The following is a 21,637-nucleotide window of genomic DNA, read 5'->3' on the forward strand; positions in this document are numbered from 1 at the left end:
ACGTCGGGCAGCCTAACCAGTGTTGCGGAACAAGCTGTGAGCCCTACATGACAAAAAGCGATCAGCCACTGCGCGATCAATCGATACCCAATGCGTTCTACGCGCCGACCCTGCTGCCGGCCATCGAAGAGTTGCTGGCCCGTGGCGTGGACCGGGACAGTATCGAAGGCCTGTTTCGTCGCAGCCTGTTCGAGTTGCGCACGCCATTCATGCGCATTCCGCTATTCATGTCGCGGCGCTTCTGGGCGTTTGCCCTGGAGCAGACCGGCGACCCGCTGATCGGCCTGGCGGCTGGCCGGCGTTTCGTTTCCACCGCTACCAATGGCCTGACATACCTGTTCGACGTGGCCGACTCACTGGACAGCGCCTGCCAGTATTTCGTGCGTTTCTTTCCGTTTTTCAACGGGCACTTCCAGGCGCGGATCGTGCGCGGCGACGACAGCGTCCAATTGCACCTGCTCGATTGCGGCAGTGTGAAAACCAGCGCGGCAACCGCCGATTACATACTCATCAGCCTGTGCAGCATGTTGCGGCGCAAATTCCTCGCCAGCGGCCTGGAGCGTGATCCGGTTCTGGGCGTCGGGCTGGTCGGCGCTTGCACGACCAATGCGCAGGAACATCAACAAACCTTTCGCGCACCGGTGCAATGGGGGCAGGCGCAGCACTCGATCCGCCTCGATCCACAGCTGTTCGTCATCCCGTTGACGCCGGGCAATCATGAACTGGAACACACGCTGATCGAGCTGTTGGAGCAGACCCGACGCAACAGCGAACCGACCTTGCTGGAGCAAGTCTGCGACCATTTGATCGGCAACCTCGCCGAAGCCAACTGGCAGCAATTCTGTACCACCCAGCACGTGCTCGAGCGCACCGCCGCCCGACGCTTGAAGGCGTTGGGCTGGAGTTTTTCAGAGTTGCTCGACGAATACCGTCGCTACCGGGCCGAAGACTTTTTGCAGGGAACGGACCTGGAGCTGGTGGAGATTTCCGACCGCCTGGGCTACAGCGATGTGCAAAGCTTCAATCGTGCCTGCCTGCGGTGGCTGGGGTGCGCACCGGGTGCCTGGCGAACCCGGCAAGGTCGATAAAAAACCACACGCGTGCGAACCCTAGGCGGCCCATTGAATGAACGCCCGTAGCCGCTCACAGGCGGCTGGCTGACAAAGTCAGCATCATTGAATTTGCTATGACTCGACAGGCACTTGATCAATAGATTGTTGGACATTTTTTAACATTCGCATTGCGCCATCTGTGCGTAAGAACTGTCAGACGCGGTGAACACTCGTCATTAAACCGGTGGCTCAAACCTGACACCCCCCAAGCAGCTACAACCCTTGTATTTCAAGGCTTGCGGCAGGTTGTTGCTTTCTTGAGATTTTCGCCAAACAGTCAAAATCGGGAGGGGTGAAACCCAATAGTGATGGCAATAGCCCCACATTTGGGGGCGTCTTGCCCCTTTAACATACTGGTTCGCTGACACGGTTTGCCGAGGCTGGTCTATACCCCCTTTTGACAGTCTTGTTTTGCAACTCTCCACCGTTTTACGAGGCACGCTGATATGGACGTGAGCGTATTTGGTACGGGCTATGTTGGCCTGATACAAGCAGCTGCATTGGCCGATGTCGGACATCGCGTCCTGTGTGTCGACATCGATCCGAACAAGATCCGACAACTGCAACAGGCCGTGCCACCGATCAGTGAGCCGGGGCTTTGCGGCACCCTTGAAGAAAACATCAAGGCCGGTCGCCTGCTCTTCACCACCCAGGCCAGCGATGCGGTAGAGCACGCCGAGCTGATCTTCATCGCCGTTGGTACGCCCGCCGACGAAGACGGTTCGGCCGACCTCAGCCATGTGCTGAGCGTGGCCCGGCAGATTGCCAGTTTCATGAAGGCCGACCGCACACTGATCATCAAATCCACGGTGCCGGTAGGCACGGCGGACCAGGTCAGTGCCACTGCCATTGAAGAGTTGCAGCGCAGCGGCAAAGGCTCGCTGAAGATACGGGTGGTGTCCAACCCGGAGTTTCTCAAGGAAGGCAGTGCCCTGGCCGATTGCATGCGCCCGGACCGGATCATCGTCGGTACCGCTGACGATGAAGCCCGCAGCCAGATGAGCGAGCTCTACGCACCGTTCTGCCGCAACCACGACAAATTGATGTTCATGGACAACCGCAGCGCCGAGTTGACCAAGTACGCAGCGAACGCGATGCTGGCCACGCGCATCAGTTTCATGAACGAACTGGCCAACCTCACCGAGTTACTGGGAGCAGATATCGAAGCCGTGCGCAAAGGCATCGGTTCGGACCCGCGCATCGGTTACCACTTCATCTACCCCGGTTGCGGCTTCGGCGGTTCCTGCTTCCCCAAGGACCTGCGCGCTCTGCTGCACACCGCCGAACACGTCGGCATGTCACTGAAGTTGCTGCGTAGCGTGACCGACGTCAACGACCACCAGCGGCATATCCTGTTCAGCAAACTCAAGGCGCAATTTCCCGGTGGACTGGCCGGCAAGTCCATCGCCGTGTGGGGCCTGGCGTTCAAACCCAACACCGATGACATGCGCGAAGCACCGAGCCGCAATCTGATGGAGGCGCTCTGGGCCGAAGGTGCGAGCGTGCAAGCCTACGACCCGGAAGCCATGTCCGAATGCCGGCGTATTTACGGCTACCGCGACGACCTGCATCTGTGCGCCACCCGCGATGACACACTCGAAGACGCCGATGCCCTGGTGATCTGCACCGAGTGGAAGAACTTCCGCGTGGTCGACTTCGACAGGCTGGCGAGCAAACTGCGAAAACGGGTGATCGTGGACGGACGCAACCTGTACAGCCCGGAACAGGTGGCGGCCGCCGGCCTGCATTACAGTGGCATCGGCTTGCGCCGCATCACGCCCGAGGCCGTCCGTCCATGAAGATTCTCGTCACCGGAGCAGCCGGCTTCATTGGTGCCCATTGCGTGCTGCGACTGTTGCGCGATGGACACCAGGTATTCGGCCTCGACAACTTCAACAGCTACTACGATCCGCAACTCAAGCACGATCGCGTGCGTTGGGTGCAGGAGCAGGCACGCCCTTTCCCGCTCTCAATGGTTGACCTGGCCGATACACCGGCCATCGAGGCACTGTTTGCCAGGGAAAAACCGGAGATCGTGATACACCTCGCGGCCCAGGCCGGGGTGCGTTATTCCCTGGAAAATCCCCGGGCCTACCTGGACAGCAACTTGAGCGGGTTCCTGAACATCCTCGAAAGCTGCCGCAACCACCCGGTCAAACACTTGATCTACGCTTCGTCCAGTTCGGTGTATGGCGCCAACCAGCACACACCGTACTCGGTGCACAATGGTGTGGATCATCCGCTGTCGCTGTACGCCGCGACCAAGAAGTCCAACGAATTGATGGCCCACAGTTACAGCCACCTGTTCGGTATTCCCTGCACCGGGCTGCGCTTTTTCACGGTGTACGGCCCCTGGGGACGGCCTGACATGTCGCCGATCCAGTTCGCCCGGGCCATCGCCGAAGAACGGCCACTGAAGCTGTTCAACTACGGCAAGCACCAGCGGGACTTCACCTACATCGACGACATTATCGAGAGCATCACACGCCTGATCGACCGCCCACCGCAAGCCAACGCTCAATGGGACCGCGAACAGCCAGACCCGGCCACGAGCATGGCACCCTGGCGGATTTTCAACATCGGCGGCCAGCACCCGGTAGAGCTCAAGGACTATCTGGCATTGCTGGAAAAACACATGGGGCAAAAAGTCCGGATCGAACTGCTGCCCCTGCAACCCGGCGATGTCCTCAACACCTGCGCCGATGCCAGTGAGCTGGCCCGCGCTACCGATTTCCAACCGCGTATCGAACTGGACGAGGGACTGAGGCGCTTCGTTGCCTGGTTCCGCTCTTACTACTGACTGCGTCCCCCATACCGCACACGGCTGAACTCTGCGGAGAATTTATGTCTGAACACGAAAAAAGTGTGCCACTTGGCAATTTGCGTAGAGAAAAGCGCCTGGACCCCGAACAGCGCATGCGCATGGATGCCGCGATCCACATGCAGGGTTGTGGCTGGATAACCGGTCGCGAAGGTGGCCGGCCATGGACCCTGTCGCGCACCAACCGCGTCCTGGCCTGCTTCGGCGCGCTGCTGATCCTGGTGCTGATTTCCCCGGTGCTGCTGGGGCTGGCGCTGGCCATCAAACTCACCAGCCCGGGGCCGGTGATGTTCGTGCAAAAGCGCACCGGTTACCGCGGCCGCATGTTCGGCATGTACAAATTCCGCACCATGGTCACCAACGCCGAGGAACTCAAGGAGTCCCTGCGGCACCTGAACAAGCACGGCACCGACGCCATCGATTTCAAGATCGACAAGGACCCGCGCATCACCGGTATCGGCGGCTTCCTGCGGCGCACCAGTCTCGATGAGCTGCCGAACCTGTTCAACGTGGTGACCGGCGACATGCGCCTGGTAGGCCCCAGGCCGACTTCGTTCAATGCCTACCGCTACAAGAACAAACACCTTGTGCGCCTGAGCATCTACCCCGGCATGACCGGCCTGTGGCAAATTTCCGGGCGCAGCAATATCGATTTCGACCAGCGCGTTGAGTTGGATCTCACCTACATCTCCCAGCAGAGCCCGCTGCTTGATTTGAGGATTCTGTTGAAAACCCCTTTAAAAGTTTTCAGCGGACAGGGAGCGAGTTGAATGGACGGCTCAACGGCTAAAAGCCTCAGCATTGCCAGCCCGAGCGAGTCCAATCTGACATCGACCGTGCTCGACCAGAACCTGCGGATCCTTTTCCTGACCGCCGCCAACCCCGGCGCAGGCACCACCACCAGTGCCCTGGCGCTGGCCAGTCAACTGGCGAAGATGAGCAGCGGCCTGGTGCTGCTGGTGGATGCCAGCCAGTCGGCGACCAACCTCACGCAACAGTTGGGGCTGAGCAAGGAACGGGGGTTTCGCGACTTGTTGTTCAACACCCAGAGCCCGCCCTTGTTGCAGGACTGCGTGGTGGACGTCTCCAGCCTGCCCTTTCACGTTCTGCCATTCGGCCGCTACTCCCGTGGCAACGAACACCTGACACCCGAGCGCCTGAGCCCGCTGCTCGATCAACTCGGCATCCGGTACCGCTTCGTGGTGATCGACGGCGACGCGGTGTATTCGGCCTCCGACACCCTGGTCATCAGCACCCAGGTGGACGGCGTGGTCCTGGTCGTGCGCTCGGAAGACACCCGCTGGGAGGTGGCCCAGGCCGCGGCCCAGCGCTTGAGCCAGGCGGGAGCGAAGCTGGTCGGCAGCGTGTTCAACCGACGCAAGTACTACATGCCCGAATGGCTGTACAGAAACCTGTGAGCAGTCAGACAAGGATGACGCCATGAACGCCAAGATGCTTGTCCTGCTTTTGCTGCCCCTTGCAGGTTGCTCCAGCACTTCCTCCGACGAATCCCAAGGCATGCCGGTGCAAATCCTCACGGCCCCACCGGCGAACGCCCAGGCCACTGACGTGCCCAAGGTTGAGCAGACCCTGCGCCCACAGGATGTGCTGGACGTGATCTTCCACATCAGCACCAGTGGCTCGGCCGCCTATCGCGTGCAGTCCGGGGACACGATCGCGCTGAACTTCACCGCCGCCAGCCAGTTCAACGGCAACCAGTTGGTGCTGCCCGATGGCACCATCGAACTGCCGGGGGCCCACACCACGGTGAAAATCGAGGGCCTGACCCGCGATGAAGCACGGGACGCGATTCAGCGCGCCTACGATCGCAAACAGCTGTTCCAGCCCAACCGCAATCAGCTGTCAGTGATGGTAGTGAGCCCGCTGGCCAATGAGTGGAACCTCAAGTCCGTGCTCAACCACCCCGGCACCGGCATGAGTCGGGAAATCACCGTGGGCACCGACGGCTACGCCAGCTTCCCGGAAATCGGTGCCGTACCGCTGCAAGGCATGACCATCAACCAGCTGGAGGCCTACCTCAATAAACGCTACGCCACCCTGCCGGGGCGCATGACCGTGGACGTGCTGCTCAAGTCCACCGCCGGCAACGAAATCTATGTACTGGGTGAAGTCGGCCAGCCGGGCTCCTACCCGATCCGCCGCCCGGTGTCGGTGCTCGAAGCCCTGACCTTGGCCCGCGGTTCCAACGTCAAGGCACGCCTGGACTCGGTGATGATCATGCGGCGCAACGGCAACCAGGTGGTCGCGCATCGTTACGACGTGGAAAAAGCCTTGTCCGGCGACGCCACCCAGATCGCCTACCTGCAAGCGGACGACATGCTGTACGTGCCCAAGACCAAACTGGCCAGCGCCGGTGAGCTCGCGCGGCAACTGGCGGACGTCGTGTTGTTCCAGGGCATGGGCCTCAGCTTCAGCTACCGCGTCGACAACAAAGACGACAACAGCAACTAACTCTCAGGTGGCCAATGAATCCAAAGGAAAACTACCTGCATGAGTTCTTCAGGATCTTCTTCGCCAACAAGCAGCTGGTGAAGCGAGTTTTCCTGGTCTTTGCCGTGATCGCCGTGGTCTTGCCGCTGTTGCTCAAGCAGAGTTTCGATATCACCGCCCAGGTGATCGTGCAGTCCAAGAAAATCTCCCAGGGGGATGCCACCAGCACCCTCAATCAGGAAAACGCTTCCTTCATTCCACCGTCGCTGGCGGACATGGAGACCGAGAGCAACATCCTGCGTTCGCCGGCCTTGATCCGCCAGACCATCAGCGAGTTGCGCGAAAAGGGTGAGTACACGCTACCCGTGAGCGCCTTCAACAAACTGCTGGTGCAGCCGTTCAAACGGTTTGTCACCAATCCCGTTCGCGAACACGTGACCAACCCGGTTCGCAACCTGCTCGGACTGCAGACCGATCCGGTACGCGACACCGTGCTCGATGCCCTCACGCAGCAAGCGTCCTCTGCCCTGAAGGTGGAAACCTTGCCGGGCTCCAACGTGATCTCGATCGTCTACCGCTTCCCTGACCCGGCCCAGGGCACCCGGTTCGTCACCGCCCTGCTGCAGAACTACCTGGTCAGCCGCCAGGAAATGCAATCGATCGACCTGCCGCAGAGCTTCTACGAAACCAAGAAGTTGCAGTACCAGGTGCGTCTCGATGGCCTGGAAGCCAATCGCCTGGCCTTGCTCGAAAGCATCGGTTCGTCCGACCCCAAGGAAGAAATCACGTTCCGCCTCAACGCGATCAACACCGAGGAGCAGGCGCTCAACCTGTATCAGGACCGACTGCTGCAAAGCCAGCGCTGGCTCGATTACCTGAAAACCAGCCTGGCGACCGCCAACAACGCCAGATTCACCGACTACACCTTCCCCTACACCTTCACCACCACGGTCGACAGCGTCGCTTTCGAAGACCGCGAGATCAAGCAACTGGGTGAGCAACTGACGACCCTGGTCAGCCGCTATATGGACGACCTGGCGGTCTTTCAGCCCGGCAGTGAGCCGATGCAAATGACCCGCGAGCAAATCATCCGGGCCCGTGGGCAATTCCTGAAGATTGTCAGCAACCGGATTCAGGAGCGCACCAGCGACCTGGCGACGATCAGCTCGGTCATCGAGCAGAAAACCGCGCGCATTGCCGAGTTCAAGAATCGTATCCACCAGTTGCAGGAAACCCGGAGCAAGCTGCGGCAGATGGACACCGAAATCAACGCGCTGCACAAGGCGTTCGCCACCTATGCCCAGCGCTTCGCCGAAAGCAGCACCGCGCGCGCACTGGACAACGACCTGTCCAACGCACGGGTACTCAGCCCGCCGTTCGAGCCGACCGAAGCGGCGTTCCCCAAGCCGATGCTGATCATTCCGTTCGGAGTGTTCACCGGTTTGCTGCTGGCGATTGCCCTGGTCTATGTGCGTGAGTTCTTCGACCACCGCTTCAAGCACCCTGCGCAAATCACCCATGAACTGGGCTTGCCGGTGCTGCTGGTGATCAATGATCAAAGCACCCTGCCAAACAATCCGCACAAGAGCTGGAGCGTACCGGCCCTCGTACATTGGGTGCGCAATTGAACGCGCCGCTCGGCACCACCCACGACCTGCCGATCATTCATTTGCTCAGCAGCGGCGGCTTCTATGGGGCCGAGCGGATGCTGCTGGATCATTGCCTGGCGACGCCGGGGCAGCACCAGGTGCTGTTTCTCGATGCGCCGCCAGAACTGATCGCGCGATTTCGCGAGGCCGGTGTCGATTGCCTCGGCTGTGCAGGCCTGGTCGCGTTGCTGGGGCATTTGCGCCAGCGACGGAACCAGCGGCCACTGATCAATACGCACAACTTCAAGGGTCTGTTGTTCGGCTGGATCGGCGCTACGCTGTTGCGCCTGCCACTGGTGATCACCCAGCACGGCTTCACCCCACGCAGTCGCAAGCAGAAGTTCTACACCTGGCTGAGCCTGCAACTGTGCCGCACGGCCTCGGTGAACCGGGTGGTGTGTGTCGCCGAAAGCATTGCCGCGCTGCACCGTCAGGCCAATGTGCGCACGGACAAACTGCAGGTGATCCCCAATGGCCTGCCGGCGGCCCACGACTTGCTGCCGCACAGTGGCGAGCGTCAACGCTGGCTGGCTGGTTACGTCGGGCGCCTGAGTAGCGAAAAAGGCCCTGACCTGTTTCTCGATGCGCTGATCCCGTTGTGTCAGCAGTACCCGCAACTGGACGCTGTGATGCTCGGTGACGGGCCGGAGCGCGAAAGCCTGCAGACGCGGATCGACGAGGCAGGCTTGCAGGCGCGCATCACACTGGCGGGCTACCAGACCGACATGGGCGCCTGGTGGCGGCAACTCGATGCGTTGGTGATCAGCTCGCGCACCGAAGGCACGCCCATGATTCTGCTCGAAGCGATGCAGGCCGGAGTGCCGGTGGTGGCCTTCGGCGTCGGCGGGATTCCCGATGTCTTGCAGGACCGCCACAACGGCCTGCTGGCCACGCCCACCGACAGTACCGCCCTCGCCCGCCAGATCGGCACGCTGCTGGGTGACCCGGCCCTGGCCGGGGAGTTGATCGACAACGCAAAACGTACGCAACGGGATCGCTACGACCTCAAGGTCCTGGCCGAACGCTGGTCGCAGCTTTACATCCGGACTGCACGAGAGGCACACCCGTGATTGTTCCGCTCTCGATCGTCAGTTTGCTCGGCCTGGTCTGCCTCGGTTTGCTGGCCAGCCCTTATCCGTATCTGGCGCCGGGAGCGGTACTGGGCCTGGTGGGTGTCGCGGTGCTGTACCGCAAGCCGGCCTGGGGCTTGTTGGGCATTGTCGCCATCCTGCCTTTCGAAGGTCTGTTCAAGGACAGCTCACTGTCGGGCTCCAAATTCCTCGGGGCTTCGCTGGCGCTGATCCTGATGCTGCAACTGGCGACTCACCAACTGCCGAGCGAGCGCCTGCGCAGCAATGTCTGGCGTTTCCTGGTCGGGTTCATGGTGCTGTACCTGCTGAGCCTGTTGAACACCGACGACATGGGCTTCTCCCTGGGCCACCTGCGCGAATTGAGCGTCGGCCTGATTCTGTTTGTCATCACCCTGCTGGTCGGGCGTGAGTTGAACCTCGACATGTTCGCCAAACTGGTTGCCATCAGTGTCTCGGCGACCTGCGCCATGGCGATGTTCTCTGCCAAATACCAGGACGACGGCCGTGCGTCCGGGATGCTCAATGACCCGAACGACTTTGCCCTGATGATCGCCTTCGCCGTACCCATGGCGCTGTTGCTGGTGGTCCGCAGCCCGAACCGGTTGCACCGGTTATTCTGGGGGGGCTGTACCCTCTTGCTGCTGGGCGGCATGACCAAGACCGAATCCCGTTCGGGGCTGGTGGTGTTGCTCCTCAGCCTGTTGATCGGCGCGTGGCACTACCGCGCGCAGCTGCCACATATTCGTCCACGCCACCTGGGCTTTGCCATGCTCGGCCTGGCGATTGTGATTTCGCTGGGGCTCTATGCGATGCCGGCCAGTTACGTGGAACGCATCCAGTCGCTGAGCATCCTCAGCTCCGGGGCCAAGAGTCAGGACCCGTCACTGGGCCGTCGTGCCTCCTACATTGTGGTCGGCAGCGCCATGATCGCCGAGAACCCCTTGCTTGGCACCGGCCCCGGCACGTTCCCGCTGCACTACGCTACCACCGGTTATGCCAAGACCTTTGCCATGACCGGCAAGACCGATGACCTGTACCGTCGCGCCCACAACACCTACCTGGAGATCTTCAGTGAACTGGGGATTCCCGCCGGCCTGATGTTCGTCGGCATGCTCGCCCTGGGTTTGTACAACCTGATCCGCGCCCGCCGCGCCTGGCTATTGCGAGGAACTGGGCATCAGGCTGATCTGATGACCCACCTGAGTATGAGCCTTCTGTCGTTGACGTTGTTCCTGATGTTCCTCAGCGCACCGAATCACAAGTACCTGTGGATCATGCTCGCGTTGACCAGCGTGCTGCGCACTAAAGCCGAAGAACCCCCGCCGACGGAGGTCAGGGCATGAACCGCATCAGCATCATCATCCCGATGTACAACGAGGCCCGGCACATCGCCCGGACCCTGCAAGCGGCACGACATGCCGCCGAGGCGGCCAACGTCGAATGCGAGTTGATCGTGGTCGACAACGGCTCCGATGACCAGGGCCCGGACATTGCCCGACAGTTCGGCGCCCAGGTGCTGGTCCTGCCCGGCCTGCTCATCGGTGCATTGCGCAATCGCGGAGCGGCGATCACCAGCGGCGAATGGCTGGCCTTTATCGATGCCGACGTCGAGATGCCCGAGAACTGGCTCAAGCTGTTGTTCGACCTCGAGTCCGGCGGCCAGGCCGATGTCATCGGCCTTGACCTGCACACCCCGGCCGAAGCGCCGTGGTACGCCGACGCCTGGCAGCGGCGCACCTTGCGTCCCGATACGCAGCCACTGCATGTCGCGCAATGGCTGCCCACTTGCAACCTGCTGATGCGCCGTCGCTGGTTCGACAAGGTCGGTGGTTTCAATGAACAACTGCGCACCGGCGAGGACAAGGAACTGACCATGCGCCTGGTCGACGCGGGCGCGAAACTAGTCGCGGTCAACCAAAGCGTGGCGCTGCATTGGGGCTACGAAAGCAGTTGGCGGGAATGGATGGGCAAGGAATTGTGGCGTCAGGGCAGTCATCTGCAACTTCTGCGCACCCATGGCCCGAGCCTGCGCTTGCTGCGCTTTCCGTTGCTGTCGATTGCCGCCTGGTTGATCGATTTCATGGCCATTTCCGCCCTGTTCGACGGGTTCCCCCATCATTCGCTGCTGATGCTGCTGCTGACCGTCCTGCCCGCCCTGGCACTGAGCCTGCGTCAGAGCGCCAGGCACCGCGACACGCTCCTGACCCTGCAACTCTGGGGCCTGCACTGGGTACGCCTGCACCTGGCGGGCGCCGGGCTCATCCTCAGCCTTTGTCATTGGAATGCCAGGAGGCCCGCCCGTGGCTGAATTCATTTTCTGGTTGTGCCTGTTGCTACCGGTTTACGCCTACCTCGGTTATCCCCTGTTATTGACGTTGCTGGCACCGTTTTACCCGGCACCGCGCCAAGGACCGGCACAACCGATGGACGTGAGCATCGTGATTGCCGCGCACAACGAAGCGCGGCATATCGAAGAAAAACTGCGCACCGTGCTGGCCCAGGATTATCAGGCCCGCTCACTGCAAATCATCCTCGCCAGTGACGGCTCGACCGATGACACCGTGGCCTGCGCTCACCGGGTCGAGGACCCGCGCATCACCGTGCTCGATCTGCCCCGCCAGGGCAAGGCGGCGACGCTCAATGCCGGGGTCGCGATCAGCAGCGGCGCAATCCTGGTGTTCACCGACGCCGACAACCAGTGGTCCACCGACACCCTCGGCCATTTGCTTGCGCCGCTCAACGACCCGCAGGTCGGTGGCTGCGCCGGGCACATGGTGATCCCGGTGACAGGAAAGGGGTTGAGCGTTGGCGACAGCCTGTATCGGCACTATGAAGGTTGGCTGCGCTACGTGGAAAATCGCACCGGCTGCATGGTCTCCGCCGACGGCGCATTGCTCGCCTTGCGCCGCGAGTTGTTCCAGAACGTGCCGGCGGAGGTCAACGACGATTTTTTTATCAGCACCTGCGCGCCGGTCGCGTTCAAGCGGATTGTCTACGTGCCCCAGGCCCGGGTAATCGACCAGGGTGTGGACGAAGCCGACAAGCAATTCCGTCGCCGTCAGCGGGTCACGGTGGGTGGCCTGCAAAGCCTGGCCCAGCGCTGGGAGTTGCTGAACCCGCTGACCCACGGCCTGTATGCGATTGCCTTGATCAGCCACAAGCTGATCCGGCGGCTGGCGCCGATCCTGTTGTTGCCGTTGCTGCTGAGCAATTTCTGGCTGTGGGAGGATCACGGCTTTTATCGTCTGAGCCTGATCGCACAACTGCTCGGTTACACGATGGCCATTGCCGGCCTGCTGGATTCGCAACACCGCTTGCCCAAACCCTTTCGCCTGGCCGCGTTCCTCCTGGTGACCCTTGCCGGGATGAGCATCGGCCTGTGGCAGTTCCTGCGCGGTCAGCGTTACGCCCAATGGAACCCCGAGCAAAATCGATGAGAGGTGCGTGCCGTGGCGATCAAACAACTGTTGAAACGCACCAGTGGCTGGCTGTACCTCAACTCCCCGGTGGGGCGCAAGCAACTGCACGGCGCCGGTGTGATCCTGATGTTGCACCGGGTGCTGGCCAGCGACCAGGCCGCCGAACTGCCCCACCGCAATGAACTGTGCGTCGGGCCAAAAGCGTTTGAACATTTGCTGGTGTGGTTGAAAAAACACTTCGACTGCGTGCCGCTGATGGACATTCTGCAACCGGGTGCGCACTCCGAGCGACCGAAAGTGGCGCTGACCTTCGACGACGGCTGGCGCGACAACGCGCTGAATGCCTTCCCGCTGCTGCAAAAACACCAGGTGCCGGCGAGCATCTTTCTGTCCACCGACTTCATCGGTAGCCGCCAGCGGTTCTGGTGGGAAAGCATCGGCGAAACCCTGTGGAACAGCCATGGCGAACAGGCACGGCAGAAACTGATCGAACGCTTGCAGCACCTGGGGCGCCCGTTGCCGACACGGTGCGATGACCCGGATCGGCAACGCCGCAGCCTGGCGTTGCTGAACTTTTTGCAGAGCCTGAAAACCCTGTCGCCGCTGGACCTCAATCGCCTGACCGACGACTGCCCGCACGAGTCGTTGCCCCAGGCGCTGGACTGGCAGCAAGTGCGCCACCTGGAAGCATCCGGCCTGGTACGCTTCGGCCCCCACGGTGCCAGCCATGCCATCCTCACCGGTCTCGACGATCAACGCCTGGATGAAGAGCTGAGCCGCAGTCGCCAGGCGCTGCTCCACGGCTGCAACCAGCCATTGCCGGTTTACTGCTACCCCAATGGCGACAACGATGCGCGGGTGCGTCAACAGGTGGCCAGGCATGACTTCCCGTTTGCCCTGGGTACCGGCACCGGCATTTATCGAGGGGCCGAAGATCCACTGGCCCTGCCACGCTTCGGCGTCAGCCAGCGTACCGCGCGCAATCCCGGGTTGCTGTCCTGGCGCATCTACCGTGGGGCACGCCCATGAGCGGCAACAACTACCTCAAGCACCTGGCCCTGAGCATGGGCACCAAACTGGCGATGATCGCCCTGCGCTTGCTGCGCAACGTGTTGCTGGCGCGAATTCTCGGCCCCAGCGAACGGGGTTTGTTTGCCTTGCTCAGCGCCCTGCCCGACCTGATCAGCGCGGCCACCAGCGGCGGCTTGAATTCAGCGGTAGGCTATCAGGCGGCCAAGCAACGACCGATGGGCTTGCTGCTCAGCCAGGTGCTGCTGTTCGGTTGTCTGCTGGCGGCGTTGCTGACCTTGGCGGTGGTGGCGCTGACCCGCGAGTTCGGCAGTGAACTGGAGATCACTACGCAATTGGGCCTGCTCGCCTGGCTGTTGCTGCTGGCGGTGCCGCTGACCGTGCTCAAAAGCGGTTTGCTGACCCTGCACAACGCCTCGGGCGGCGTGGTCGCCTTCAATGCCTTGCGCCTGATCGAGTCGCTGGCGCCGCTGCTGATGTTCCTTGCCCTGTTCTGGATGTGGAAAAGCGCGGCCCTGGAAGCGGCGTTGATCAGTTGGCTGACGGGGATCAGCCTGGTGGTGCTGGCCGGTTGGGTCTGGCTCAAGCGTGAGCATCCGTTGAGCCTGCAATGGGACCGCGCCAGTCAAAACGAATTGCTGCGCTACAGCGCCCGCAGCCATCCGGACCTGCTGTTCCAGCAAATGATCCTGCGCTCCGACTTCCTGATCATCGGCGCCCTGCTCGGCACCACGGCACTGGGTCACTACGCCATGGCCAGCGCCGCCGCCGAGTTGCTGCTGATCGTTCCGGAAGCAGTGACCACGCCGCTGATGAAGCGCCTGCTGCAACAGGAAGAAGGCATCGAAAAAGTCACGCCACTGGCCTTGCGCTTGACCGCTACGGTGATGATCGGCGCTTGCCTGACCATGGCTGTGGTGGGTGAATGGTTGATCGTGACGCTGTTTGGCGAGGCCTACCAGCCTGCATACCCGGCGTTGCTGGCGCTGCTGCCAGGCCTGTTGGGCCTGTGCTATGCGAGCATTCTGCGCCTGGACCTGCTGGGCAAAAACCGGCCCGGCACGATTTCGTTGTTGATGGGCCTCAGCGCCCTGCTCAACCTGGCGCTCAATGTGCTGCTGATCCCGACCTACGGCATCGTCGGCGCAGCAGCGGCGTCCTCTATCGCGTACCTGGCCGTGACCCTGGCGCTGTTGGTGGTGTATTGCCGGTTGAGCCACGTGCCGGTCTGGCAAACGCTCATCGTCCTGCCCGGCGACATCGCGCCGATGCTGCTGATGCTGCAACGGAAATCGGCATGAAACATCTGTTATTGCTGGTGAGTCTTGGACTCGGGCTGAGCGCCGAAGCTGCGCCCATGCGTTGGGCCGATATCCGCGACGGCAGCCTGTACCTGCAAACGGACCGCCCCGACACCCTGACCGTGCTCTGGACCCCGGTGTGGCAGGCTGAAGCCAACGAAGAACACCTCTACTTGCTCGACGGCCAGGGCAAACTCCAGAGCGAACGACTGATTGCCGCCAATGAGCCCCGCGGTAGTCAACGCTGGAACCTGGCGCCGGACGCCGCCAGTTATCGACTGGAAATTCCTGGCTACAGCTTCCGCCGTTATACGGTTGAGCACGACGACCACACCGTCGCACTGTTCGCCCCGGCCAAGGTGCATTTCAGCGCCGAGCCCCGGGACGGTGACGAGTTGTATTTCAAGGTCGCGGCCGGTGAGCACGCGGTGCTGGCCGGTAAATTCCACGGCGGCGTCGGCGCGTTGCAAGCGCAACGCGTGAGTGACGGCCAACAACTTTCACTTTCTCTAAAGCCGTACCCCGTCTATTGGCAGTTCGACAAAGTCGAGTTGCCCGTTGCAACTACCGATCAAGTCTGGCGCCTGCACCTGCGCGGTAGTGGCAAGGTCGCATTCTGGCTCGATGGCACGGCCAACCTGTTCGCCCAGAACCCGCAACAGCTCAAGCCCTTGCGCGAAGACGAAGGCCAGACCCGGCTGACGCTGCACAACGACGTGCTCGGCAAGACCCCGAACCTGGGTATCGCCCTGCCCTATGCGCAACTGCCGGATTCCGGTTTCGCCGTGCTCGATGCCCTGCAACCACAGGCCGGAACCTATTACAGCCTGGTCGACATCATGGCGACGCGGCCGCATTACGAAGACGTGTTCCGCCGGCTGTATCAGGATCGCTTGGGCATCACTCAGGACATCACCCTGCTGGCCGGCAGACAGCGCCTTGCCTACCTGCGCGCCGACACCACCAGCAACGCCGGCCTCGACGCCTGGCTCGCCGCCACACGCGCACTCGGCGGCAAGGGCACACACTACATCGGTTTTGCCGACGAACCGAACCTCAACTACCCGGACTACGCCAGCTACAAGCGCATCTTCAACAGCATGGCCTGGCAAGTGCGCAGCAACCCGGACAACGCCAAAGCCGGCGTACGCATCGCCATGCCGGCCAGCTCCCGGTTCGTCAATGGCCCGTTCGTCGACCATGCCGCCGACAAGCGCGGCATCGACTGGGCCCGACGCCTGCTGGCCGAGTCCGGCGACAAGATCGATGCACTGGCCTGGCACGAATGGATGGTCCGCGACCTGCTGGCGACCCGTGTCTACCGCGATAGCGTACGCAAAGCGGCAGAGCTGGTGGGGTTCGACGACCAGGGACGACCGCGCAAAGCCTTGTTGCTGGACCAGACCAACATGTCCAGCGGGGCCAGCCTCAGCCCTTACGATCAGGAAACCCACTACGCCTCGTTATGGTGGGCCTCGGTCATCATCAATGCTTCCCAGGACGGCTTGCTCGACATGCTCGGCTGGTTCCAGGCCGCCGACGAACCTGAGTATCCCAAGGGTATGTTGCGCGTGCTCGGCAAGGATGAATTCGAGCTCAAGCCCGTGGGCCTGGCGCAGCAATTTATCCGCCAGCATTGGCTACGCGATGTCATGCGCCTGGAGAACGACGCCTTCGAGGTTGACGTGCTGGCCATGTCTGCCGGGCACCAACGCAACCTGCTGGGCGTCAATAAAGGCTCACGCTTGCAGCGTGTGAGCCTGGCTGGCGCGCAATGTCCATTGCCCCATGGATCATTGCGCTATTTCGGCGCCGACAACCGCAGTCGCGACGCATCCTTCAAATGCCTGGAGGGTCGCATCAGCTTCGATTTACCAGGAGAAACCCTGTTTTCCCTCAGCTGGAGCACCTCATGAACGCCATTGATTTTTTACCGCGTGGACGATTCGTCGCGCATTGAGTCACGCCACTCACGGCCAACACCGTCGGGAGTCAAAAACATGAATGCTCTGAAAAAGCTCAGCGATCACATCAAGCAAAAAGGCCTGCGCGCCACCGTCGGCAAGTTGTGGAAACACTACGTGTTTTTCCACGAAGAACTGTTGTGGATGGAACGCGACCTGGTGAGCCCGGTACCGCCACACAAGCTTCGGCCCTATTCACCGCTGCGACTGGAAACCATCACCCCACAAAACGCCGTAGCGTTCGCCAGGCACTTCGGTGATCGCGTGGGCACCATGGCCGAGTTGGCGTCCGAAGGGTACACCGGGCACATGTACCTGGATGAAAACGGCGATACCGTGGCTTTTATCTGGGGCAGCACACGCGATTATCTCGACCGTCATTACTACGGCTGCATGTTTCCGGTGAAGCCAGGCGAGTTCTTCGAGTTCGCTCTCGAGCAGATTCCTGCCTACCGGGGCACCACGCTGTCGGTCGATTTCCAGCTGAACCTGTGGAAAGCCATGGCTGATCAGGGCTGCAACAAAGTGGTGGATATCTGCGAGTCCCACAACATTCCCGCGCTCAAGCTGCACATCCGCATGGGCTATCGCGAGCAGGGACGGATCATGAACATCTACCACCTGTTCGGCTGGCGCTTCTTTCGCGAAACCCGCTACAGCGGTTCACGCCTGGATGCCTTGCGCAAACCGGCACCCTCTCCTGTTCCAGCCGAGGCGAGCTGATCTTATGTCTGCACGATTCGAATGGCGCACTTCGCTGTGCACCCACGACTTTCCGGTAGAGGCTTACGAAGCGTTGCGCCAGCGCGTAACGGACCACACGCCGTTCAACACCCTGGCCTGGCTATACGCCTCGGAACTGGCACTCAAACCCGGTGAGCAGTTGCACGTGCTGCTCGGCTGGCAGGGTGACGAACTGGCGCTGTGCCTGCCGCTGGTGGCGTCCATGGAGCGCTTTGCGCGTTTGCCGTTTCGGGTCCTGCATCATTTGGGCTATCCCCTCGCCGACCGCCTCGCACTGCTGACGAGGCTGGACGACGACAATTTACGCCAGGCGCTGACGCTGATCCGTCAACGCCTGCCCCATGCCGTGCTGCAACTCAACGAACTGGCCGGTTCCACGGCCCAGGTACAGGCCCTGGCACCGTGGCAGGCGCTGAGTTCGACCGCCGAACATCGCCTGAGCTGTCGAGTACCGGTGCACCTGATCAGCGAGGCCGACCATCAGGAGGTCTCCGGCGACCCGCGCTACAAACTGCGCCGTGCACGCAAACGCATCGCCGCGTGCGGTGCCCAGGTGCGGCGGATTACTCCCGACGCCCTGACCATGGGGCCGCTGTTGCAGGAAATCAGTGAGGTCGAAGCGGTGAGCTGGAAAGGCGATGAAGGCGTCGGGATCTTTTCCGATGCGCGCCATCGCCAGTGGATGGACCGCGCCTTCACCGCCCTGGCGGCCCGAGGCCTGGTGCGCGTGGTGGTGCTGGAGCTGGAGGGGCGCTGCATCAGCTATCGCCTTGGCTTGCTGGAACAGGGTCGACTGTACGACTACAATCTGGCGTTCCTGCCGCAATATGCCGACCTGGGCAGCGGCCGGGTGCTGCTCGAAGAGTGGATTCGCTGGGGCCTGGAAGACAACTGGTGCTGGATCGATGCGTCGCGGGTCAGCCTGGAAAACTCCAGCCATCAACTGCACGAACGCATGACCGGGCAACTGGAACACTGGCGCTGGAGTTTTTACTCCTGGCGTCCAGGCGGTCTGGTGCTGGGGTTGGCCTTGCGGGTCTGGCAACGCTTCAAACCCCGATTGCAGCAATGGCGCACCCGACGCGCGGCGGCCGCAGTCGCAACACCCGCGGTCCACACGCCTGCGCCTACGGAAAAACTCAAGGAGGGTGCACATGCCTCGGCAAGTGATAGTCAACGCTGACGATTTCGGCCTCAGTGCCTGCGAAAACGCGGTGATCCTTGGCGCGTTCCAGGCCGGGCTCATCAGCTCCGCCACCGCCATGGCCAACATGCCGGCGTTCGAAGCGGCCTGCGTCCTGGCCCGGCATCCATTGCTCGAAGGCCGAATCGGCCTGCACTTCAACCTGACCTACGGCCGTCCGTTGAGCCAGAGCATTGCGCAGCGCCCGACGTTTTGCGACGGGGCCGGCGTGTTCGACCTCAACCTGCCCCGCACCCACCTCTGGCTCGGGCGCCGGGATCGCAACGCCGTACTGGAAGAACTCGAAGCCCAGTGGCAGCGCTGCCTGGACAACGGCCTGCGCCCCACCCACCTGGACTCCCATCAACACGTGCACAATATCTGGCCGATCGGCGAGATCGTCGCGCGCTTCGCCGCCCGCCAGGGGGTGCCGGTGCGTCTGGCGCGCAATCTGGGGCAAAACCTCAGCCTGCCCAAGCGCGTGTTCAAGGACCTGCTCAACCGTCGCCTGAGCAATCTGGCCGGTGCCACCGCCGACTACGTGTGCACCCCGGTGGATCTGCGCAACGCCGAGCCGCCACCCGATGGATTGCTGGAAATCGTCGCCCACCCGAACCAGCTCGGCGCCGACTTCGGCGATGCCTACCTGGAACCGGGAGAGTCCTTGAGCGCGTTGCTGGAACAGCGTTTGCCGGGTGTGCCGCGGGTGGCCTATACCGCTGCGGGAGACGCCGCAACTCGCCGTGCGCAGGCCGTTCTGGAATAGCTCACCCCGCACTTGTTGGAGAGAGCCTGCTCGCGATGGGGTTGCCTACATCTTCCTCGGAAAAAACCCTCTGATCGCGGAAATGTCTGACTGCTCATCCGTATCCATTTGGATACATTCGAGCAATGAATTATCTTGTCCAGCAAACCGCTACTTTCGCAGCATGGCACGCCTCGGTTCGCGACTTGCGAGCCAGGCTAGCTATCGCTCGTCGCATTGACCGCGCATCTGCGGGTAATCTTGGCGACAACAAGCCTGTCGGTGATGGCGTTTCTGAAATGCGCGTGGACGTAGGTGCCGGATACCGGGTTTACTTTACGATGCGAGGCGGTGCCGTCATTGTCCTGCTGGCCGGAGGTGACAAGTCATCTCAAACCGCCGATATCAAACGCGCAAAAAAAATGGCAAAGGAGGTTTAACCATGAGCCAGACTTTGACGACTTTCGACATGGCGGCGCTGCTCGACAGTGATGAAGCCATTAGCGAGTATCTCTCTCAGGTACTGGCAGACGGTGACAATGAGGAGTTTCTGCGCGCTATCGGCTATGTGGTGAAAGCCCGTGGCATGACACAGATAGCCAAAGACTCTGGAATGGGTCGCGAAAGCCTCTACAAGGCCTTCGCGCCGGGAGCAAAACCACGTTTCGATACGGTCCTGAAGGTCATTCATGCCCTGGGCATAGATCTCTGCGCGCAACCAGGACACACCGTCAATCACTCAAATCTATAACTGATTTTCCGCGTCATGTGGCTGGTTTCACCACCACCCACGTAAAACACAACGGCAACTGCGCTGCCTGCTGCTGATAGCGGTCATAAAGCTCTTCGCGGTTGGAGTGTGGGTATTCCCTGAAGTGACGGATCTGCAGCCCTGCCGCAATGGCGGCGCTGAAGAGGTCGCCCAGGGTGTGGGCGAACCAGTAGGACGGCGCGGCCGGCTGTTCGATCCTGCCCTCGTAGACGATCGGTTCGTGCTGCACGAACGGTTCGCGGCGGAAGTATGAGCTGGCCGGGAGAAAAGGATCGGCTGCCTCGGGGTCGAACATTTCCAGGAAAGGATGGGTTTCGTACACCACCAGCGCCCCACCCGGCTTCAGTGTGCGCGCCACATGGCGGAAGAATTCGCCGATGTCCGGCATCCAGTTCAAGACCCCGATGGTGATCAGCGCCAGGTCAAAGCGCTCCTGCAGTCCGGCCGGCAAGTGGTGAATGTCCGCTTCGATGAATTGCGGCGCGTGGGGCGATCGGGACGCCAGTTCCCGTGCCTGCCCGAGAAAGGCTTCGGACTGGTCGACGCCCACCACGCTGCGCGCGCCCATGGCGAACAGCGACAGGCTTTCACGACCGTTGTTGCAGCCTAGTTGCACCACGTCCTTGCCGTCGATACCTGTCTGGGTCAGCAAAGCGGTCAGGGTGTCGTCCAGGCAAGAAAAATCCGCGTGTTCCACGCCCTTCAACAAGGCTTGCCATTCGCTGGAGTCCTTGTGGTGACGGGCGGAGTCATTCCAGGCCTCGCGGTTACTGGCGATGGCTTGTTCTTTTGTCGGCAGTTCCATTGCACGCTCCAGGGTCCGGGTCGTCGATTTGACCGGCGAAGTCTAGATCAACCCCATCCTGGCAGGTGTTGCGAACTTGTAATCCGCGCGGCAGCGACGGCTGTGCACGGCGCCAGCTATAGTTAAAGACCTTGGGAGGAATGTGGTTAAACCGATTTAGCAGGTGTTGCCATGAAAAAGACCGACCTGACGCTTTTGCTCGCCGTCTGCCTGGGCGCAACCGCTGTCGTCCACGCGGACGACATGCCCACCACCAACTACAGCAGCGAATTCAACTATTACGGCGCCGACCAACCCTTCGCGCACCCCGTACCACCGTCGATGAACATTGTGCCGCCGGGTTCGTACATCCCGACCGCGCCCGGGGAATTCATTCCGGTTTCAAGTGAGCACGTGTTTTCCGATTCGCGCCTGCCGACAGTGGCCGACGCCACGGTTCGGGTGTTTATCCGCTCCTACGATCCGGAGCGTGGTGTGTACGTGAACCAGGAAGTCGAGAACCCCAGCTGCATGCTGTCCTGTCTGAGGCAGGGCCCGGTGTTGCAGTGAGC

The 21,637-nt window shown here is 61.6% G+C and carries 21 protein-coding genes; 20 read left to right on the forward strand and 1 reads right to left on the reverse strand.

What is annotated here, in order from left to right:
- Nucleotides 1-47 precede the first annotated feature (47 nt).
- From ABIE16_RS16125 to ABIE16_RS16215, 19 genes are all read left to right on the forward strand, one after another.
- On the forward strand, nucleotides 48-1,088 hold the full coding sequence (locus ABIE16_RS16125; RefSeq protein WP_429521535.1) for an AraC family transcriptional regulator ligand-binding domain-containing protein: 1,041 nt from the start codon (nucleotides 48-50) through the stop codon (nucleotides 1,086-1,088).
- Nucleotides 1,089-1,558: 470 nt separating this feature from the next.
- Complete coding sequence (locus tag ABIE16_RS16130) at nucleotides 1,559-2,911, forward strand: UDP-glucose dehydrogenase family protein (protein ID WP_429521536.1); 1,353 nt, start codon at nucleotides 1,559-1,561, stop codon at nucleotides 2,909-2,911.
- Nucleotides 2,908-3,912, forward strand: coding sequence for an NAD-dependent epimerase (locus ABIE16_RS16135; RefSeq protein WP_429521537.1), 1,005 nt, complete (start codon nucleotides 2,908-2,910; stop codon nucleotides 3,910-3,912). Before ABIE16_RS16130 ends, ABIE16_RS16135 begins: the two co-directional genes overlap by 4 nt.
- A gap of 44 nt (nucleotides 3,913-3,956) precedes the next feature.
- The gene (locus tag ABIE16_RS16140; RefSeq protein WP_340313806.1) at nucleotides 3,957-4,703 is read left to right on the forward strand and encodes a sugar transferase; all 747 of its coding nucleotides are present in this window, start codon (nucleotides 3,957-3,959) and stop codon (nucleotides 4,701-4,703) included.
- Complete coding sequence (locus ABIE16_RS16145) at nucleotides 4,704-5,351, forward strand: CpsD/CapB family tyrosine-protein kinase (protein ID WP_090456392.1); 648 nt, start codon at nucleotides 4,704-4,706, stop codon at nucleotides 5,349-5,351. It abuts the gene before it with no gap.
- Between the two features lie 22 nt (nucleotides 5,352-5,373).
- Nucleotides 5,374-6,405: a polysaccharide biosynthesis/export family protein gene (locus ABIE16_RS16150; RefSeq protein WP_090456394.1), complete on the forward strand. Its 1,032-nt coding sequence runs from the start codon at nucleotides 5,374-5,376 to the stop codon at nucleotides 6,403-6,405.
- 14 nt (nucleotides 6,406-6,419) lie between these two features.
- On the forward strand, nucleotides 6,420-8,012 hold the full coding sequence (locus ABIE16_RS16155; protein ID WP_349736949.1) for a GumC family protein: 1,593 nt from the start codon (nucleotides 6,420-6,422) through the stop codon (nucleotides 8,010-8,012).
- Entirely contained in the window at nucleotides 8,009-9,103 is a 1,095-nt protein-coding gene (locus ABIE16_RS16160) for a glycosyltransferase family 4 protein (RefSeq protein ID WP_090457944.1), read from the forward strand. The genes ABIE16_RS16155 and ABIE16_RS16160 overlap by 4 nt, the downstream gene beginning before the upstream one ends.
- Nucleotides 9,100-10,467 carry an O-antigen ligase family protein gene (locus ABIE16_RS16165; protein ID WP_429521538.1) on the forward strand — a complete coding sequence of 456 codons (1,368 nt, stop codon included), beginning with the start codon at nucleotides 9,100-9,102 and terminating at the stop codon, nucleotides 10,465-10,467. Before ABIE16_RS16160 ends, ABIE16_RS16165 begins: the two co-directional genes overlap by 4 nt.
- The gene (locus ABIE16_RS16170) at nucleotides 10,464-11,432 is read left to right on the forward strand and encodes a glycosyltransferase (protein ID WP_218496397.1); all 969 of its coding nucleotides are present in this window, start codon (nucleotides 10,464-10,466) and stop codon (nucleotides 11,430-11,432) included. Before ABIE16_RS16165 ends, ABIE16_RS16170 begins: the two co-directional genes overlap by 4 nt.
- Complete coding sequence (locus ABIE16_RS16175) at nucleotides 11,425-12,561, forward strand: glycosyltransferase (protein ID WP_429521539.1); 1,137 nt, start codon at nucleotides 11,425-11,427, stop codon at nucleotides 12,559-12,561. The genes ABIE16_RS16170 and ABIE16_RS16175 overlap by 8 nt, the downstream gene beginning before the upstream one ends.
- Nucleotides 12,562-12,573: 12 nt before the next feature.
- On the forward strand, nucleotides 12,574-13,572 hold the full coding sequence (locus tag ABIE16_RS16180) for a polysaccharide deacetylase family protein (protein WP_340313819.1): 999 nt from the start codon (nucleotides 12,574-12,576) through the stop codon (nucleotides 13,570-13,572).
- Nucleotides 13,569-14,873, forward strand: coding sequence for a lipopolysaccharide biosynthesis protein (locus ABIE16_RS16185; protein ID WP_340313821.1), 1,305 nt, complete (start codon nucleotides 13,569-13,571; stop codon nucleotides 14,871-14,873). The genes ABIE16_RS16180 and ABIE16_RS16185 overlap by 4 nt, the downstream gene beginning before the upstream one ends.
- Entirely contained in the window at nucleotides 14,870-16,789 is a 1,920-nt protein-coding gene (locus tag ABIE16_RS16190; protein ID WP_429521540.1) for a hypothetical protein, read from the forward strand. The genes ABIE16_RS16185 and ABIE16_RS16190 overlap by 4 nt, the downstream gene beginning before the upstream one ends.
- Before the next feature lie 84 nt (nucleotides 16,790-16,873).
- Nucleotides 16,874-17,560, forward strand: a complete 687-nt coding sequence (locus ABIE16_RS16195) for an N-acetyltransferase (protein WP_340313825.1) — start codon at nucleotides 16,874-16,876, stop codon at nucleotides 17,558-17,560.
- 4 nt (nucleotides 17,561-17,564) lie between these two features.
- Complete coding sequence (locus tag ABIE16_RS16200) at nucleotides 17,565-18,764, forward strand: GNAT family N-acetyltransferase (protein ID WP_429521541.1); 1,200 nt, start codon at nucleotides 17,565-17,567, stop codon at nucleotides 18,762-18,764.
- Nucleotides 18,736-19,530 (forward strand): ChbG/HpnK family deacetylase, encoded by a 795-nt coding sequence (locus tag ABIE16_RS16205; protein WP_429521542.1) that lies wholly within the window; start codon nucleotides 18,736-18,738, stop codon nucleotides 19,528-19,530. The genes ABIE16_RS16200 and ABIE16_RS16205 overlap by 29 nt, the downstream gene beginning before the upstream one ends.
- A gap of 125 nt (nucleotides 19,531-19,655) precedes the next feature.
- Nucleotides 19,656-19,949 (forward strand): type II toxin-antitoxin system RelE/ParE family toxin, encoded by a 294-nt coding sequence (locus ABIE16_RS16210; RefSeq protein ID WP_057397259.1) that lies wholly within the window; start codon nucleotides 19,656-19,658, stop codon nucleotides 19,947-19,949.
- Between the two features lie 2 nt (nucleotides 19,950-19,951).
- Nucleotides 19,952-20,260, forward strand: a complete 309-nt coding sequence (locus ABIE16_RS16215; RefSeq protein WP_057397260.1) for an addiction module antidote protein — start codon at nucleotides 19,952-19,954, stop codon at nucleotides 20,258-20,260.
- A 13-nt stretch (nucleotides 20,261-20,273) separates the two neighbouring features.
- On the opposite strand, the gene ABIE16_RS16220 is transcribed toward ABIE16_RS16215, so the two are convergent.
- Nucleotides 20,274-21,086 (reverse strand): class I SAM-dependent methyltransferase, encoded by an 813-nt coding sequence (locus tag ABIE16_RS16220; RefSeq protein WP_429521543.1) that lies wholly within the window; start codon nucleotides 21,084-21,086, stop codon nucleotides 20,274-20,276.
- Between the two features lie 171 nt (nucleotides 21,087-21,257).
- Here ABIE16_RS16220 and ABIE16_RS16225 point away from each other — a divergent pair, with 171 nt between their 5' ends.
- Nucleotides 21,258-21,635 (forward strand): hypothetical protein, encoded by a 378-nt coding sequence (locus ABIE16_RS16225; RefSeq protein WP_154947890.1) that lies wholly within the window; start codon nucleotides 21,258-21,260, stop codon nucleotides 21,633-21,635.
- The last annotated feature ends 2 nt before the right edge of the window (nucleotides 21,636-21,637 follow it).

Source organism: Pseudomonas sp. 2725 (genome assembly GCF_050434585.1).
Classification (GTDB): Bacteria; Pseudomonadota; Gammaproteobacteria; order Pseudomonadales; family Pseudomonadaceae; genus Aquipseudomonas; species Aquipseudomonas jessenii.

Coding starts and splice junctions, on each gene's coding strand:
- ABIE16_RS16125 (WP_429521535.1), top strand. CDS start 48: ATGACAAAAAGCGATCAGCCACTGCGCGATCAATCGATACCCAATGCG.
- ABIE16_RS16130 (WP_429521536.1), top strand. CDS start 1,559: ATGGACGTGAGCGTATTTGGTACGGGCTATGTTGGCCTGATACAAGCA.
- ABIE16_RS16135 (WP_429521537.1), top strand. CDS start 2,908: ATGAAGATTCTCGTCACCGGAGCAGCCGGCTTCATTGGTGCCCATTGC.
- ABIE16_RS16140 (WP_340313806.1), top strand. CDS start 3,957: ATGTCTGAACACGAAAAAAGTGTGCCACTTGGCAATTTGCGTAGAGAA.
- ABIE16_RS16145 (WP_090456392.1), top strand. CDS start 4,704: ATGGACGGCTCAACGGCTAAAAGCCTCAGCATTGCCAGCCCGAGCGAG.
- ABIE16_RS16150 (WP_090456394.1), top strand. CDS start 5,374: ATGAACGCCAAGATGCTTGTCCTGCTTTTGCTGCCCCTTGCAGGTTGC.
- ABIE16_RS16155 (WP_349736949.1), top strand. CDS start 6,420: ATGAATCCAAAGGAAAACTACCTGCATGAGTTCTTCAGGATCTTCTTC.
- ABIE16_RS16170 (WP_218496397.1), top strand. CDS start 10,464: ATGAACCGCATCAGCATCATCATCCCGATGTACAACGAGGCCCGGCAC.
- ABIE16_RS16185 (WP_340313821.1), top strand. CDS start 13,569: ATGAGCGGCAACAACTACCTCAAGCACCTGGCCCTGAGCATGGGCACC.
- ABIE16_RS16190 (WP_429521540.1), top strand. CDS start 14,870: ATGAAACATCTGTTATTGCTGGTGAGTCTTGGACTCGGGCTGAGCGCC.
- ABIE16_RS16195 (WP_340313825.1), top strand. CDS start 16,874: ATGAATGCTCTGAAAAAGCTCAGCGATCACATCAAGCAAAAAGGCCTG.
- ABIE16_RS16200 (WP_429521541.1), top strand. CDS start 17,565: ATGTCTGCACGATTCGAATGGCGCACTTCGCTGTGCACCCACGACTTT.
- ABIE16_RS16205 (WP_429521542.1), top strand. CDS start 18,736: ATGCCTCGGCAAGTGATAGTCAACGCTGACGATTTCGGCCTCAGTGCC.
- ABIE16_RS16210 (WP_057397259.1), top strand. CDS start 19,656: ATGAATTATCTTGTCCAGCAAACCGCTACTTTCGCAGCATGGCACGCC.
- ABIE16_RS16215 (WP_057397260.1), top strand. CDS start 19,952: ATGAGCCAGACTTTGACGACTTTCGACATGGCGGCGCTGCTCGACAGT.
- ABIE16_RS16220 (WP_429521543.1), bottom strand. CDS start 21,086: ATGGAACTGCCGACAAAAGAACAAGCCATCGCCAGTAACCGCGAGGCC.
- ABIE16_RS16225 (WP_154947890.1), top strand. CDS start 21,258: ATGAAAAAGACCGACCTGACGCTTTTGCTCGCCGTCTGCCTGGGCGCA.